Source organism: Nocardia sp. NPDC006044, assembly GCF_042871115.1.
In the GTDB taxonomy this organism is placed as follows: Bacteria; Actinomycetota; Actinomycetes; order Mycobacteriales; family Mycobacteriaceae; genus Nocardia.
In genome coordinates this window covers 22,230-37,079 of the sequence record NZ_JBIAID010000004.1, presented here as the reverse complement: position 1 = coordinate 37,079, position 14,850 = coordinate 22,230, and the positions used below count along the sequence as shown (strand labels likewise).

At 69.0% G+C, this 14,850-nt stretch carries 13 protein-coding genes; 2 read left to right on the top strand and 11 right to left on the bottom strand.

What is annotated here, in order from left to right:
• Window positions 1-32: 32 nt before the first annotated feature.
• A complete protein-coding gene (locus ACFYO1_RS31380; RefSeq protein ID WP_387238828.1) occupies window positions 33-854 on the bottom strand; it encodes a hypothetical protein in 822 nt (273 codons plus the stop codon).
• Window positions 855-1,154: 300 nt separating this feature from the next.
• Between ACFYO1_RS31380 and ACFYO1_RS31375 the strand changes: the two genes are divergently transcribed.
• Window positions 1,155-1,904 (top strand): IclR family transcriptional regulator, encoded by a 750-nt coding sequence (locus tag ACFYO1_RS31375; protein WP_387238826.1) that lies wholly within the window; start codon window positions 1,155-1,157, stop codon window positions 1,902-1,904.
• Between the two features lie 72 nt (window positions 1,905-1,976).
• On the opposite strand, the gene ACFYO1_RS31370 is transcribed toward ACFYO1_RS31375, so the two are convergent.
• From ACFYO1_RS31370 to ACFYO1_RS31345, 6 genes are all read right to left on the bottom strand, one after another.
• The gene (locus ACFYO1_RS31370; RefSeq protein WP_387238823.1) at window positions 1,977-3,056 is read right to left on the bottom strand and encodes an amidohydrolase family protein; all 1,080 of its coding nucleotides are present in this window, start codon (window positions 3,054-3,056) and stop codon (window positions 1,977-1,979) included.
• A 126-nt stretch (window positions 3,057-3,182) separates the two neighbouring features.
• On the bottom strand, window positions 3,183-4,292 hold the full coding sequence (locus ACFYO1_RS31365; protein WP_387238820.1) for an ABC transporter ATP-binding protein: 1,110 nt from the start codon (window positions 4,290-4,292) through the stop codon (window positions 3,183-3,185).
• A 9-nt stretch (window positions 4,293-4,301) separates the two neighbouring features.
• Window positions 4,302-5,183, bottom strand: coding sequence for a carbohydrate ABC transporter permease (locus ACFYO1_RS31360; RefSeq protein ID WP_387238817.1), 882 nt, complete (start codon window positions 5,181-5,183; stop codon window positions 4,302-4,304).
• Window positions 5,180-6,145 carry a carbohydrate ABC transporter permease gene (locus ACFYO1_RS31355; protein WP_387238813.1) on the bottom strand — a complete coding sequence of 322 codons (966 nt, stop codon included), beginning with the start codon at window positions 6,143-6,145 and terminating at the stop codon, window positions 5,180-5,182. The genes ACFYO1_RS31360 and ACFYO1_RS31355 overlap by 4 nt, the downstream gene beginning before the upstream one ends.
• 2 nt (window positions 6,146-6,147) lie before the next feature.
• Window positions 6,148-7,509, bottom strand: a complete 1,362-nt coding sequence (locus ACFYO1_RS31350; RefSeq protein WP_387238810.1) for an ABC transporter substrate-binding protein — start codon at window positions 7,507-7,509, stop codon at window positions 6,148-6,150.
• Window positions 7,496-8,497 carry a sugar-binding transcriptional regulator gene (locus ACFYO1_RS31345; protein WP_387238807.1) on the bottom strand — a complete coding sequence of 334 codons (1,002 nt, stop codon included), beginning with the start codon at window positions 8,495-8,497 and terminating at the stop codon, window positions 7,496-7,498. Before ACFYO1_RS31345 ends, ACFYO1_RS31350 begins: the two co-directional genes overlap by 14 nt.
• Before the next feature lie 101 nt (window positions 8,498-8,598).
• Here ACFYO1_RS31345 and ACFYO1_RS31340 point away from each other — a divergent pair, with 101 nt between their 5' ends.
• The gene (locus ACFYO1_RS31340; RefSeq protein ID WP_387238804.1) at window positions 8,599-10,095 is read left to right on the top strand and encodes a mannitol dehydrogenase family protein; all 1,497 of its coding nucleotides are present in this window, start codon (window positions 8,599-8,601) and stop codon (window positions 10,093-10,095) included.
• Window positions 10,096-10,194: 99 nt separating this feature from the next.
• Here ACFYO1_RS31340 and ACFYO1_RS31335 read toward each other — a convergent pair whose 3' ends face one another.
• The 4 genes from ACFYO1_RS31335 to ACFYO1_RS31320 all read right to left on the bottom strand — a co-directional run bounded on the left by ACFYO1_RS31335 (window position 10,195) and on the right by ACFYO1_RS31320 (window position 14,811).
• The gene (locus ACFYO1_RS31335; protein ID WP_387238801.1) at window positions 10,195-10,953 is read right to left on the bottom strand and encodes an acyl-[acyl-carrier-protein] thioesterase; all 759 of its coding nucleotides are present in this window, start codon (window positions 10,951-10,953) and stop codon (window positions 10,195-10,197) included.
• A 161-nt stretch (window positions 10,954-11,114) separates the two neighbouring features.
• Complete coding sequence (gene der / locus ACFYO1_RS31330; RefSeq protein ID WP_387241625.1) at window positions 11,115-12,524, bottom strand: ribosome biogenesis GTPase Der; 1,410 nt, start codon at window positions 12,522-12,524, stop codon at window positions 11,115-11,117.
• A gap of 11 nt (window positions 12,525-12,535) precedes the next feature.
• Window positions 12,536-13,279, bottom strand: a complete 744-nt coding sequence (gene cmk, locus ACFYO1_RS31325) for a (d)CMP kinase (RefSeq protein ID WP_387238797.1) — start codon at window positions 13,277-13,279, stop codon at window positions 12,536-12,538.
• Window positions 13,279-14,811 (bottom strand): pseudouridine synthase, encoded by a 1,533-nt coding sequence (locus tag ACFYO1_RS31320; RefSeq protein ID WP_387238794.1) that lies wholly within the window; start codon window positions 14,809-14,811, stop codon window positions 13,279-13,281. The genes cmk and ACFYO1_RS31320 overlap by 1 nt, the downstream gene beginning before the upstream one ends.
• Window positions 14,812-14,850: the final 39 nt, after the last annotated feature.

Here is a 14,850-nt window from a genome sequence, read left to right as displayed (position 1 = left end):
GTGCCGGGGTGGCGCCGCGGCCGGGTGCGCGGCTATTTCCGTGGGCGTTCGAGCGCGTCCTCGACGACCGCGAGGGCGTCGACGGGGGTGCGGTTCTGGCCCTTGTCGTTCTGGCCGAGCTGGGGCCAGCCGCTGCCCTCGGGGCCGAGCAGCTGGATCCAGATCGCCCGGGTCTTGTCGAGCAGCTCGCGTTGCTCGAGGTCGCTCAGTGCGGACATGAATTCCTCCTCTATTCCGACGCCGCACGCCGCGGCGAAATCCTGGGGCGACATGTCGTAGGCGGCATTCATGTCGCAGTCGCCGAACGGCGGGCAGCCCTCGGGCAGGCCGCCGCCGTAGCCCTGGCCGTCGGTGTATTGGTGCGCGAGCTGGCCGGGCAGGTTCGGGTTGCGGCCGTACCCGGCGCCGACCACGCGCAGGCCGTCGGGGCGGTCGGGCCACATGGCGAAGAAATCGGCCTGGTTGGCGTAGCCGATCACCCGGCGGCGGTCGCCGAGCCAGTCGGCGAGATTCCAGTAGGCGGCGTTGATTCCGCCGGATTGATCACCGCCGGGATTGCCCCCGGATTCGACGTCGATCATGACGATCATCCGCGGATGCGGGCCGCCCATTCGGCCGACCATCGCACGGTGGGTCTCGACGGTCTCCAGCCAGTTCGGCCGCCAGTAGAAGTACACGACGAAGCACGCCAGTCGTCCCGAATCGACTGCCCGGCAAGCCCATTCGTAGTTCGCCGGGAAGTTGGGGTCGCGGAACGTGCCGTCGTTGGAGCGGAAGCTGAGGATGCCGTGCGGATAGGAATCGTCCACCGGCGATTGAAAATATGACACGTCCGCGAAAAGGCTGTCCACCATGTGATCTCCCTCGATTTCGTCTGCCCGAAATTCCCCCGAGTGGTTGCTCGCGCCGCGGATTTCACCGGCTCGACGCCGTGAGACGTCGATGAAACGTGGGTGAAGGGCCGAAACCGGAGACTCTTCGGTGTAGAAGAACCGCCCGGTGCCGGTTCGGCGCGACGGACCAATGCTGTAGCTGGTCGGCCGCCCGCGGAAGTTGTCGGTCTGATGAGCGAACCGGGCGTTCCATTTGCTGGACCGTGGACGATATGCACCACGTGCTCGGTTCGTCGCAGTATCTGCACGGGAGGACAGAGAGTGAACGAAACGACGATGGAGAAGCCGGCCATGGGGGGCCGCGGCGTGCTCGAGGGGGCATTTGCCCTGTTGGAGGCTCTCGCGCACGGAGATGAGCTGGGCCTGACCCAGCTGGCGTCGACGGCGGGATTACCGAAGGCAACCGCCTATCGGTTACTCAATCAACTGGTGGTGGAAGGAGCAGTACAACGCCGCGGCGGCCGGTATCAGATCGGGCCGCGGGTGTTCCGGCTCGGCCAGACCTGGCAGCCGGCCCGGTTGCTGCGGGCCGCCTCGGCCCGGCCGCTCGGGCAGTTGACGGCGGCGACGGACCGGGGCGGTTTCAGCCTGTCGGTGACCGATCGGGGGCACACGATGTTGATCGGGGGCATCGGGCGGGAGATCGACGAGGTCTTCCCGCTGCGCGCGGGGGTGTTGCTGCCCTCGGGTACCGCGGCGGAGCAGGTGCTGGCCATCGGGCATCCGGCGCACACGCCGCCGGAGGGGTTCTCGCCGCGCGAATGGAACCGGCAGATCACGGTGGCGCGCGAACGCGGACTGGGCTACGACACCGACATGAGCCGGTTCGGGCTGGCCTGCGTCGCGGCGCCGGTGCGCGGGCCCGCCGGTGAGGTGGTGGCCGCGCTGGCCGGGACCGTGGGCGAGCTGAACCGGCTGCCCGCGATCGCGGAGGCGGTGCTGCGGGCGGCGGGGCTGGTGAGCGCGAATCTGACCAGGTTGCTCAGATCGCAAGGGGTCATGTCGCTCTGAAGGTGGAGAGCCGTCAGGGTGTCGTCTAGGCAGTTGGGCGACACCCCGACGGCTCGCCTTGTCTCGCGCCGCTCAGGCGTGCGGAATGCCGCCGCACCAGACTCGGGAGATGGCGCGGGTGGCGTGAATGTCGGCCAGCGGGTCGCCGTCGATCAGGACGAGGTCGGCGCGCAGGCCGGGGGCGACGGCGCCGCGGTCGGACAGGCCGAAGTAGCGGGCGGGCAAGGTGGTCGCGGCGCTCAGCGCCTCCACCGGGGTCAGCCCCGCGGTGACAAGCAGTTCCAATTCGCGGTGCAGCGAGTCGCCGTGCGGCGGCTGATACGGCACGCCCGGCTCGGCATTGGCATCGCTGCTCGCCAGGATCGGCACGCCCGCGGCGTGCAGCGTCGCCACACTGGCCAGGCTGTCGGCGAAGCCGAGCCGGCCCAAAGCCGTTGCGAGGCCCTGCATCATGACCAGCGTCGGCGCGGCGACCCGGCCCTCGGACTTCATCCGCCGCACATCCTCGGCGGGCAGCTGGCCGTCGGACGGAATGTGCGTGACGACATCCACGCCCACGTCGAGGGCCAGGGTGTAGGCGCCGAGCGACGCCGCGTGCGCGACCACCCGCAGCCCCTTGGCATGCGCCGCGGCCACAACGGCTTTGGCGGCGGCCTCGTCCGGGCCACCTTCTCCGGGCGCCTCCAGCACGAGCTTGATGTAGTCCGACCCGGCCGCGGCACGCTCGGCGACCATCGCCTCGGCCTGCTCGGGACCGCGGATGACCGCGTGCTCGGCCAGGCCGGGAAGGCGGGCGTGCATGCCGTCCGCGCCGATGATCGGCGTGCCCGCGCTGCGAATGTCGGTGGTACCGGGCCGGTTACGCAGTGCCGCGAGCTTCTCCGGCGGGAAGGTGGTCATGTCCAGCGCCGTGGTCACGCCGTGCGCGGCGAGCTGGTCGAGCGATTCCGGCCCGGCTAGGTGGACGTGGGCGTCGATGAGACCGGGTAGCAGGATCGCGCCCTGACCGTCGACCCGGTCGGCACCCTCGGCGTCGGCGCCGATCACCGCCCCGTCGATCACCACCGTCGTCGGCTCGGTCAGGCCGTGGCCGTCGAAGACGCGAACGTTGTGCAGGGCGGTTCTACCGATCGCTGGGGAGTCGACGGTCACGCATGCCTCCGGTGCGGTTGTCCATACAGCGGCGGGGATGCGGCCGCTCCGCTAGGGAACGTTAGTAGCCCACCGTGCATTTGTCCGCACACGAAGTGATAACGCATTGTTCACGTATCGGCACGCCTATTCGGTGATCCGTTCGCCGGTTACCGGGTGGAACAGGTGCACCGCGGCGGCGTCGGTCACGGTCAGGCTGACCGATTCGGCCAGTGCGGCCGGTGCCCGGATCGCCGAGCGGGATACGAACAGGAACGATTCGCCGTCCAGCCCGGCGACCTTCGTGGAAGGCCGTGCGTAGACGTAGGATTCGCTGCCCAGCTCCTCGATCAGCTCCACGGTGACCGCGAAACCGGTGCCGTCCCTGCGCAGTTCGAGTTGCTCGGGGCGGATGCCGACGGTTACCTCGTCCAGGTTCGCCGCGGCCAGCCGGGTCATCTGCTCGCGCGGCAATTCCAGTGTGGTGCCGGCGATCTCGACGCCGCCGGAGACCAGCGGCACGGTGCACAGGTTCATCGACGGTGAGCCGATGAAGCCGGCCACGAACGCGGTGGCGGGGCGATCGTAGAGCTCGGCGGGGGTGCTGAACTGTTGTAGCCTGCCATCGCGCAACACCGCGACCCGGTCGCCCATGGTCATGGCCTCGACCTGGTCGTGGGTGACGTAGACGGTGGTCGTGCCGAGCCGCCGTTGCAGCGCGGCGATCTGGGTGCGGGTCTGCACGCGCAGCTTGGCGTCGAGGTTGCTCAGCGGCTCGTCCATGCAGAACACCCGCGGCTCGCGCACGATCGCGCGGCCCATCGCGACCCGTTGCCGCTGCCCGCCGGACAGTTTCGCCGGTTTGCGATCCAGGTACGGGGTGAGGCCGAGCAGTTCGGCGGCCTCGGCGACGCGGCGTTTGCGTTCCGCCAGCGGCACTTTGAGCATCTTGAGCGCGAAACCCATGTTCTCCCCGACGGTCTTGTTCGGGTAGAGCGCGTAGTTCTGGAAGACCATGGCGATGTCGCGGTCCTTGGACGGGACGCCGACCATGTCGGCGCCGTCGATGCGGATCGAGCCCGCGTCGATCTCCTCCAGGCCGGCGAGCATGCGCAGCGCGGTGGACTTGCCGGAGCCGGAAGGCCCGACCAGCACGATGAACTCGCCGTCGGCGATGTCCAGGTCGAGCGAGTCGACCGCCAGGGTTTGCGCACCGGGGTAGACGCAGGAAGCCGAGTCGTAACGAATGGTGGCCATGGTTTTTCCTTACTTGATGGCGCCGAACGAAAGACCGCGCACCAGCTTGTTCTGCGCGATCCACCCGGCCAGGACAACGGGCAGCGCGGTGAGCACCGCGGCGGCGGACAACCTGGCCCAGTACAGGCCCTCCCCCGTGATGAAGCCGACCAGGAACACCGGAATGGTCTGGGCCTGCACGGCGGTCAGGTTCACCGCGAAGAAGAATTCGTTCCAGGAGAAGATGACGCAGATCAGCGCGGTCGCGGCGATGCCGGGCGAGACCAGCGGCAGGATCACCTCGCGCACCGCCGTCCAGGTGCTCGCGCCGTCCATGCTGGCCGCCTCCAGCAGTTCGCTGGGCACCTCGAGGAAGAACGAGCGCATCATCCAGACCGCGATCGGCAGATTCATCGCGGTGTAGAGGACGACCAGCGCCCAGATGTTGTCGAGCAGGCCGATATCGCCGACGATCACGTACAGCGGGACGATCGCCGCGACCACCGGCAGCATCTTGGTGCCGATGAAGAAGAAAAGCGCGTCCTGGGTCCGGCGGACCGGGCGCAGCGACAGCGCGAACGCCGCGGGCAGACCGAGGACGAGCACCAGGATCGTCGACATCGCGGTGGCGAAGGTGGAATTGAGCAGCGTGGTACCGATGCCGCTGTCCAGGACCGCGGCGAACTGGTCGAGGGTCGGGGTGAAGAACAGCTTCGGCGGGTCGGTGTAGGCGTCGCCCTCCTGTTTGAAGGCGGTGAGCACCATCCACAGCACCGGGAAGAAGAAGCCGATGCCGACCACCCAGGCCAGGGCGCTCCAGAACAACCCCGCCTTGCTGCGCCGCCTGCGCACCTTTGCGGCCGGCTGCTCGGCGCTGACGGCGGGCTTCTGGTCGAGGGTGTGCGCAGTCATGCTGCTTCCTCTTTTCCGGTGAAGGACTTGAACAGCAGGCGCAACGCCAGGGTGGCCACCACGGTGGTGGCGATCACGGTGACGACGCCCATCGCGGCGGCCTGGCCGATGTCGAAGCCGAGGAACGCGCGCTGATAGATGTAGAAGGGCAGGTTCGAGCTGGCGATGCCGGGGCCGCCGGAGGTCATCATGTAGACCGCGTCGAAGGTGTTGACCAGGTAGATGGCGCCGAGCACCGCGCCGAGCTCGATGAATCGGCGCAGGTGCGGCAGCGTGAGTTCGCGGAAGACGGCGAAGGAGTTCGCGCCGTCGACCTTCGCGGCCTCGACGATGTCGCGCGGCATGGACTGCAACCCGGCCAGGATCAGCAGCATCATGAACGGGGTCCACTGCCAGACCAGGTCGGCCATGACCGCCGGTAGCGGATATTTGCTCACCCAGTCGATCTGGCCGACGCCGAACGGTTTCAGCACGAAGTTGACCAGGCCGAAGACCGGGTCGAGCATGGTGGTCTTCCAAATGAGCGCGGCCGCAACGGGAGTCACCAGGAACGGGGTGATCAGCAGGGTGCGCACGACGCCACGGCCGAAGAACGCGCGGTCGAGCAGGAGCGCGAGCAGCAGGCCGAGGATCACCGAGATGATCACGGTGCCGACGATCATGATCACCGTGTTCAGCGCGACCTCACGGAACTGGCTGTCCCGGAACACATCCGCGTAGTTCTGCAAGCCGTTGAAGTGCCGGGAACCGGGGCGCACCAGGTTCCACGACTGCGTCGAGTAGTACAGCGTGAAGACGAACGGCACCTGGGTGACCACGAGCATGAAGATCAGCGCGGGCAGCAGCGGGCCGCGCCGGCGCCAGCCTTCGGCGCGCGAGATGTGATCGCGGCGGGAGACGAGCGGCGGTGGCGTGACCGGCTTTTCCGCCGAAGGCGGCGGGGCGGTAGTGGTTTCGGACATGGTTACTGGCCCTCTCGATACGACCGGCCGACCACCTCGGCGTACTGCTGGGCCTGGTCCAGCGCGGCCCGGACGCTGATCCGGCCGGCGATCGCGGCGCTGATCTGCTGACTCACCCGGGTGCCGAGGTCCTGGAACTCCGGGATGGTGATGAACTGGATGCCGGTGTAGGGCACCGGCCGCACCCCCGGGTGTTCGGGATCGACCCCCTCCATCGCCGACAAGGTCAGCGGCCCATATGCTTTCGCGGCCTCTTTGTATTCCGGTATCTGGTAGGTCGACAGCCGGCTGCCCGGTGGGACATGGGACCAGCCGAGCTTCTGGCCGACCCGCTCGATGTAGGCCTTGCTGGTCATCCAGGAGACGAATTTCCATGCGGCGTCGGGCTTGTCGCTGGTCTTCGGGATGCCGAGGGACCAGGTGTAGAGCCAGCCGGAGTTCGGCTTCTGCTGGATCGGGGCGAGCGCGTAGCCGATCTTGCCGACCACCTTGCTGGCGGCCGGGTCTTCCAGCACGCCGACGGCCGAGGTGGCGTCGTACCACATCGCGGTGTTGCCCTGGGACAGCTGCGTGGCGCATTCACCGAAACCGCTGGTGGCCGCGCCCGGCTCGCCGTGCGTACGGACCAGGTCGATGTAGAACTCCACGGCCCGAACGACTTCGGGGCTGTTGAGCTGAGCGTGCCAGTTCTCGTCGAACCAGCGGCCGCCGAAGGTGTTGATCACGGTGTTGAGCGGGGCCAGTGCCTCGCCCCAGCCGGGCTTGCCGCGCAGGCAGATGCCGGAGCGGCCGTGGTCCGGGTCGTCGAGTTTGGCGGCGGCGTCGGCGACCTGGTCCCAGGTCGGTTCCGCGGGCATGGTGAGCCCGGCCTGTTCGAACAGGTCCTTGCGGTACATCAGGAACGAGGACTCGCCGTAGAACGGCACCGAGTACATATTGCCCTGATAGGACAGCGACTTCCGCAGCGACGGAATGAAATCCTGCTCGTCGTAACCGGGGGTGTTGCGGGCGTAGCCGGAAAGATCGGTCAGCCAGCCGTTCGCGGCCCACTGCGGGGTCTCGTAGTTGCTGATCATCACCACGTCGAACTCGCCGCCGTGGGTGGCGACCGAGGCGGTGATCTTGGCCCGCGCCTCGTTCTCCGACAGCGACACGAATTTCAGCTTGGTGCCGGGGTTTTCGCGTTCGAACTCACCGGACAGCGCGATCGCGTCCTGCATCTGCGAGTTCGACACCATGGCGATGGTGACCGTGTCCCCGCCGCCGGCGGTGAACGAGCCCGCGCCCGCGCAGCCCGCCGTCGCCAGGACCGTCGACACGGCCAGCGCCAGTGTGTTTCTCCGCCATGGGCTATGCCTGCTCATCGGCCGCGCCCTCCTTCTGTTCCAGCAGCCACCGCGCGCATTCGAGGTCGGTGACGAGAATCTTGGCCAGGCCGCCGCGCAGCACCGCGAGGGTCGCCTCGTGTTTGACCGCGCCGCCGGCGATCAGCAGCGTGGCCGGGCAGGCCCGGATGGCGTCGAGGCCGACCGAAACCGTGCGTGCGGCAAGCGATCCGGGGACGTCGGCGCCGTCGGCACGGAAGAAGCGGCCGCCGATCTCGCCGACCGCGCCGAGACCGCGCAGCTCGTCGAGGATGGCGCCGTCGAGGTAACTGCCCTCGAACAGGGTGGTCGCCGTGGACACGGTGCCGACGCCGAACATCATCACGTCGGCGTTGCGGCCCAGCGCCATCGGATGGCCGAGCAGCGAATCCTGTTCCAGCGCGGTCACGGTCGCGGCGTCGGCGTAGAGCGGGGCGTTCAGGCGGACCGGGGTGGCCTGGAGCACGGTGGCGCAGCGGCCGAGGGTGTAATCGACGCCGGTCTGATAGTCGACCGAAGTCATCGATCCGTCGAGCTGAACGACGGTGGCGCAGCGCGCGGATTTGGTGCGCAGCTCGTGCGCGACGGCGATTGTCTCTGGGCCCCAGGTGAATCCGAGCGTGGACTGGGGTTGCAGCCGACGGGCGAGGACGCCGACCGCGGCGCGGGCCAGCGGCAGCAGGCCCGAGGGCGAGCCGTCGGGGACGTCGCGGAGCACCACGACCTCGGTGAGCCCGAAGGCGCGCTCGAGGTCGCTCTCCAGGTCGGTGTGCACGGCGTCGCGCAGTTCGTCGGGAACGCTGATCTCGATGCGCACCAAGCCTTGTGCGCGAGCCCTGGCGATGAGCCTGCCCGCGGTGGGCCGGGAAACACCGAGTTTGGCCGCGATTTCGGCCTGAGTCGCGCCTTCCAGGTGATAGAGCTGCGCGGCGCGGAGCGCGAGCCGGACGTCGTCGGGCGTACCCGGGCGGGAAGGGACGGTGGCCACACGGCCTCCTCATCGAGGCTGAACATATGCTCAGCATGTGAGCTACTGCTCACAGAGAGTACCATCCGAGATGTGACGCACACAACAGTGGTGGGGTAGTTATGACTTGGGACACAAGCACGCCGTTGCGGGCCGCGACGCTGCGCGACCTCGACTCGGCGATCGCCGTGCCGACCTATGACCGGGCGGGAATCACCACCGGCATAGTGCATTTCGGCGTCGGCGGGTTTCATCGCGCACATCAGGCGATGTATGTCGACCGGCTACTGGAGGCCGGCGGCGCCCGGGAGTGGGGCATCTGCGGGGTCGGCGTGCTGCCGGCCGATCGCCGGATGCGGGACGCGCTGGCGGCACAGGACGGGCTGTACACGCTGTCGGTCCTGGCGCCGGACGGCAGCTGGACCACCCGGGTGATCGGCTCGATCGTCGAATACCTTTACGCCCCGGACGATCCCGAGGTGGTGCTGGCCAAGCTCGCCGACCCGGCCACCCGGATCGTCTCGCTCACCGTCACCGAGGGCGGGTATCACTTCTCCGCGACCACGGGCGAGTTCGACACCGACGCCGCGGACATCCGGGCCGATCTCGCGCCGAACGCGGTGCCCGCCACCATCTTCGGGCTGATCGTCGAGGGGCTGGCCCGGCGCAGGGCGCGCGGGATCGCGCCGTTCACGGTGATGTCGTGCGACAACATCGAGGGAAACGGGCATGTCGCGCGGGCGACATTCAGCGCGTTCGCGCGGTTACGCGACCCCGAACTCGGCGAGTGGGTGGCGCGGGAGGTGCGGTTCCCGAACTCGATGGTGGACCGGATCACGCCGGTCACTCCGCCCGGGGCCGCGGACGAGCTGGCCCGTCGGTTCGGGGTGGCGGATCGGTGGCCGGTGGTGACGGAGCCGTTCACCCAATGGGTACTGGAGGATTCGTTCACGCTCGGGCGGCCGGACTACGGCTCGGTCGGCGTCCAGCTGGTCGATGATGTCGCGCCCTACGAGTTGATGAAGCTGCGGCTGCTGAACGCGAGTCACCAGGCGCTGGCCTATTTCGGCTACCTCAGCGGATATCGGCTGGTGCACGACGCGGCACAGGATCCGGCATTCCAGCGATTCCTGTTGCGGTACATGGACATCGAGGCGACGCCGACCCTGCTGCCGGTGCCCGGAGTCGACCTCGGCGCGTACAAGCGCACACTGATCGAACGGTTCTCCAATCCGTCGATCGGCGACACGCTGGCGCGGTTGTGCGCGGAGTCCTCCGATCGGATACCGAAGTGGGTGCTGCCGGTGATCCGGCAGCGGCTCGCGGCCGGTGGTGAGATCACTTGCGCCGCCGCGATTGTCGCGAGCTGGGCGCGATATGCCGAGGGGATCGACGAGCAGGGCGAGGCGATCGACATCGTGGATCCGCTGCGGGACCAGCTGGTCCCGCTGGCCCGTCGGCAGCGCGACGACCGCACCGCGTTCCTCAGCGCGCGTTCGGTTTTCGGCGATCTGATCGACGAACCACGGTTCGTCAGCGCCTACCTCGCTGTCCTGGATTCGTTGTACGCCAAGGGCGCGCACGCCACCGTCGCAGAGCTGGGAGGTCAGGCGGGCTAGCCGCAACCGGGGGTCCCCTACGTTGCTACCGCCCCAATTGCTCGCCCCTATTTCCCGGATGGCTCGGGCCTCCCTGGTCGAAGGCCCGAGCGACGGAACTCAGAGGGGGACGACGCGGGTGACGGCGTGGGTTTCGCCGGAGACGGTGAACCAGATGTCGAGGGCCGAGCCGGTGCGGAAGGCGGCCAAGTCGACGTCGTCGCCGGACTTCAGCGGCTTCACGTACTCGATGATCGCGCGATGCGGGCCGGACTTCAGGTCGTCGTGATCGGCCAGGACCTCCTCGACGCCGCTGAGGTAGACCGAGTTGTTGACGTGGTCCAGCATGTCGATATCGGTGATGCGCAGCGGGAACGGGCGCACGGTCACCCCGTCCGCGCCGGCCGCGGGCGCCGGGTCGGTGAGCGCGGCCTTCCAGCGCAGCCGGTGTTCGGTGGTGGCGGCCAGCATCGGCTCCATGAAGCGGTCGCTCATCCGGGCGGGCAGGCCGGATTCGGTGCCGAAGTGGATCAGGAAGGCCTCGGTCTCGACCAGACCGCCCGCGCTGCCGCTGATCTGCACCCGCATATTGCACCAGCGGGTGGACAGGCCGGAGCACCAGCGGCGCAGGATGACCCGCTCGCCGAACTGGATCGGCTTGAGCACATCCATCACCGTCCGGCGCACCACCCAGCCCCGGTGGTTGTCGCCGTCCTCGACGGCGTCGAGATGTTCGAACCCGATGTCTTGCAGGTAGCGGGCGATGGCGTCGAGCCGAAGGCGCTGGTCGCCGTCGGTGTCGGCGAGACGTACCGGCCACCCCGTCTCGAACGGGGTTCCGGCGGTCGGACGTTCCGGCAGCACGCTGGGAATGACCATGGACGGATAATGCCAGGTCACCTCCCCCGCTCGCGCGTCGGCACGGTCAGCGCGTCGCGCATCTCACACCTTTCGGCGGTCGGACACAGGCGCCCGGCGGGGGCATCTCCACCGGTAGGCAGCCTGAGCGGTGGCTCGCGAGCGGAGCTGGCCGGCTTCGGTCAGCGCTTCTTGCCGGTGCGTTCGCGCTTCTCCCGGACGCGGACCGAGATGCGGACCGGGGAGCCGTCGAAGTTGAACTCCTCGCGCAGCCTGCGCTCCAGGAAGCGGCGGTAGCCCGCCTCGAGGAAGCCCGTGGTGAACAGGACGAACGTCGGCGGGCGGGTGGTCGCCTGGGTGGCGAACAGGATGCGCGGCAGGCGCCCGCCACGCATCGGCGGCGGGGTGGCCGCGACGACCTCCTTGAGCCAGGTGTTCAGGCGACCGGTGGAGACGCGCTTGTCCCAGGACTCGAGCGCGGTTTCCATGGCGGGCACCAGCTTCTGCACCGCGCGGCCGGTGTGCGCGGAAATGTTCACCCGCTGCGCCCACGGGACGCGGGCCAGGTCGCGGTCCACCTCGCGGTCGAGTTGCAGGCGGCGGTCCTCGTCGACCAGGTCCCACTTGTTGAAGGCGAGCACGAGCGCGCGACCGGAGTCGGCGACCATGCTGATCACCCGCAGGTCCTGTTCGGTGATCGGCTCGGACGCGTCGATCAGCATGATCGCGACCTCGGAGGCCTCCAACGCCGCCTTGGTGCGCAGCGAGGCGTAGAACTCGGTGCCGTTCGCGTGCGAGACCTTGCGGCGCAGGCCGGCGGTGTCGACGAACTTCCAGATCTTGCCGCCGAGCTCGACCAGCGAGTCGACCGGATCGACGGTGGTGCCCGCGACGTCGTGCACGACCGAGCGCTCGTCGTCGGCCAGCTTGTTCAACAGGCTGGACTTGCCGACGTTGGGCTTGCCGACCAGCGCGACGCGGCGCGGGCCCGCGCCGCCGGTGCCCTCGCGCGGGGTTTCCGGCAGCACGGCGAGCACGTCGTCGAGCAGGTCGCCGGTGCCGCGACCGTGCGCCGCGCTGACCATCCGCGGCTCGCCGAGACCCAGCGACCACAGCGCGGCCGCCTCGGATTCGATCTTCTGATCGTCGACCTTGTTGGCCACCAGGATCACCGGGATCTCGGAGCGGCGCAGCTTCTTCACCGCGGCCTCGTCGGTCGCGGTGGCGCCGACGACGGCGTCGACCACGAGCAGGATCGCGTCGGCGGTCTGCATGGCCACCTCGGCCTGCCTGGCCACCGACTGTTGCAGGCCCTTGGCGTCGGGCTCCCAGCCGCCGGTGTCCTGCACCAGGAAGCGGCGCCCGGACCAGTTGGCCTCGTAGGAAATCCGGTCGCGGGTGACGCCGGGGATGTCCTCGACGACCGCCTCGCGCCGGCCCAGAATGCGGTTCACCAGGGTCGACTTGCCGACATTCGGGCGGCCGACGACCGCCACCGTCGGCATGGCCAGAACATCTTCATCGGCGAACTCGCCGTCGAGATCGGTGAGCTCCCAATCGGTTTCGTCGCTCCAGATGCCGTCGCCGGCCATCACGTCTTCAGTCACTGCGGACCTCCCGTCCTGGTCGCCGAAATCTGCTGCGCGACAACGCGATACAGCTCGTCGATGACCTCATCCATGTTCAGGTCGCTGGTGTCGACCAGCACGGCGTCGTCGGCCGGACGCAGTGGGGACACCTTGCGGGTGGAATCGAGGTTGTCGCGTCGCTGCACGTCGGCGAGCACGGCCTCGTAGTCGTCGCCGCGGCCTTCGGCGATGTTCTGCTGGTTGCGCCGGTGCGCGCGGGCCTCGGCCGAGGCGGTCAGGTAGATCTTGGCGTCCGCGTCGGTCAGCACGACGGTGCCGATGTCGCGCCCCTCGACCACGATCCGCTGTGCGGCCGTGGCGATTTCGCGTTGCAGCGCGACGAGCAGGTCGCGCACCTCGGACACCGCGGAGACCGCGGAGACCGCCTTGGTGACGGCGTCGCCGCGGATCTCCGCGGACACGTCCTCGCCGTCGAGCTCGATCACCTCGCGGCGCGGATCGGTGCCGATGGACAGCGGCAGCTCCTTGACCGCCGCGCCGATGGCGGCGGCGTCGGACAGCTCGATGCCTGCCCGCAGCACGCGCAGCGTGGCGACCCGGTACATCGCGCCGGTGTCCAGGTAGTGGGCACCGAGCCGGGTGGCGAGGCGGCGCGAGACGCTGGATTTACCGGTGCCGGACGGGCCGTCCATGGCCACGACGAGCGGACTGGTCCCCGACAGCTGCCGGGGCGCCTCGACCGGAATCTCCACACCCATCACAACGACACCGCCTCGTAGAGTTTGCCGATTTCACCGCGACCGAGCACACGCAGCGTGCCGGGGCGCTGGTCGCCGAGTGCGACCGGACCGATATTCGTGCGCACCAGCCGGGACACCGGATGGCCGACCGCGTCGAGCAACCGGCGCACGATGTGCTTACGCCCTTCGTGCAACACCAGTTTCACCAGGGATCGTCCCTCGTTGATCTCCAGCACCTGGAAGCTGTCAACCTTCGCCGGGCCGTCCTCGAGCTCGATGCCGTCCCTGAGCTGCTTGCCGATGCCCTTGTGCACCTCGCCGTTCACCGTCGCCAGATAGGTCTTGGAGACCTCGTAGGACGGGTGCATCAGGCGGTGCGCGAGGTCGCCGTCGTTGGTGAGCAGCAGCAGGCCCTCGGTGTCGGCGTCCAGGCGGCCGACATGGAAGAGCCGCTGGCCGGCCGCGATGCGCTCGGCGACGATGTCACCGACGCAGGGGCGGCCGAGATCGTCGGACATGGTGGACTGCCAGCCCTTCGGCTTGTTCAGCACGACATGCACCAGTTCCGAGCGCACCATCACCCGGGTGCCGTCGACCCGCACCACGGCGCGTTCCGGGTCGATCCGCAGACCCTGCTCGACCACGATGGCGCCGTCGACCTCGACCCGGCCCTGCGCGATCATCTCCTCGGCGGCGCGACGCGAGGCCACACCCGCCTTGGCGAGGACCTTCTGCAAGCGTTCGCCCTCGCCCCACGGCATCTTCTCGTGGCCCTCGGAGGCGACCGGCTCGACATGCTGACGCTTGGCGGGCTTGGCGTTGTTCAGCAGCGGGTTCGACTGGGTTTGCTTCTGCGGCTTGGTGCTCTTCTTCTTGCCGGTCGGCGCGGACTGGGCGGCGCGGCGCTGCGGGATGCTGCCGGTCGACCTGGTGCCGGGCTGCGCGGCGGCGCGGTAGGAGTTGCCGGACTGGGCGTTGCCCTGGCCGGAGCCGCCTTCGTTACGGCCGCGGTAGGCGTTGCCACCGGAACCGGCCTCGCTGCGATTGCGGTAGGCGTTGCCGGCCGAGCCGGTTTCGCCGCGCGAGCTGTTGCCTTCGTAACGGCCGCGATAAGCGTTGTCACCGGAACCGGCCTCGCTGCGAGCGCGGTAGCCGGTGCCGCCCTGCGCGTCGCCGCGGTAACCGCCCTCGCCGCGGCCGCGGTATGCGCTGCCACCCTGCGAAGAGTTGCCGCGGTAACCGCTCTGCGAGTTGCTGTCGCGCGAGCCGCGGTAGCCGCTCTGGGACGAGCCGCCTTCGCTGCGGCCGCGGTAGGCGTTGCCGCCCTCGGAACGCTCACGGTAGGAGCTACCCTGCGCGCCGCGATCGGATCCGCCGCGCGGGCTGCCGCCTTCGGCGCGGTCGCGGTAGTTGCCGCCCTCGCTGCGGCCGCGATAAGCGTTGCCGCCCTGCGCGTTTCCGCGGGCGCCGCCCGACGGCGCTGCGCCGCGGTAGCCGCCCTCGCCCCGCGCGGCGCCGCGTTCTGTCCCCCTTCGAGCGGCCCCGCGCACGGGACGCTGCTCGTCACTTCGTTTCCTGCGATCCGGTGT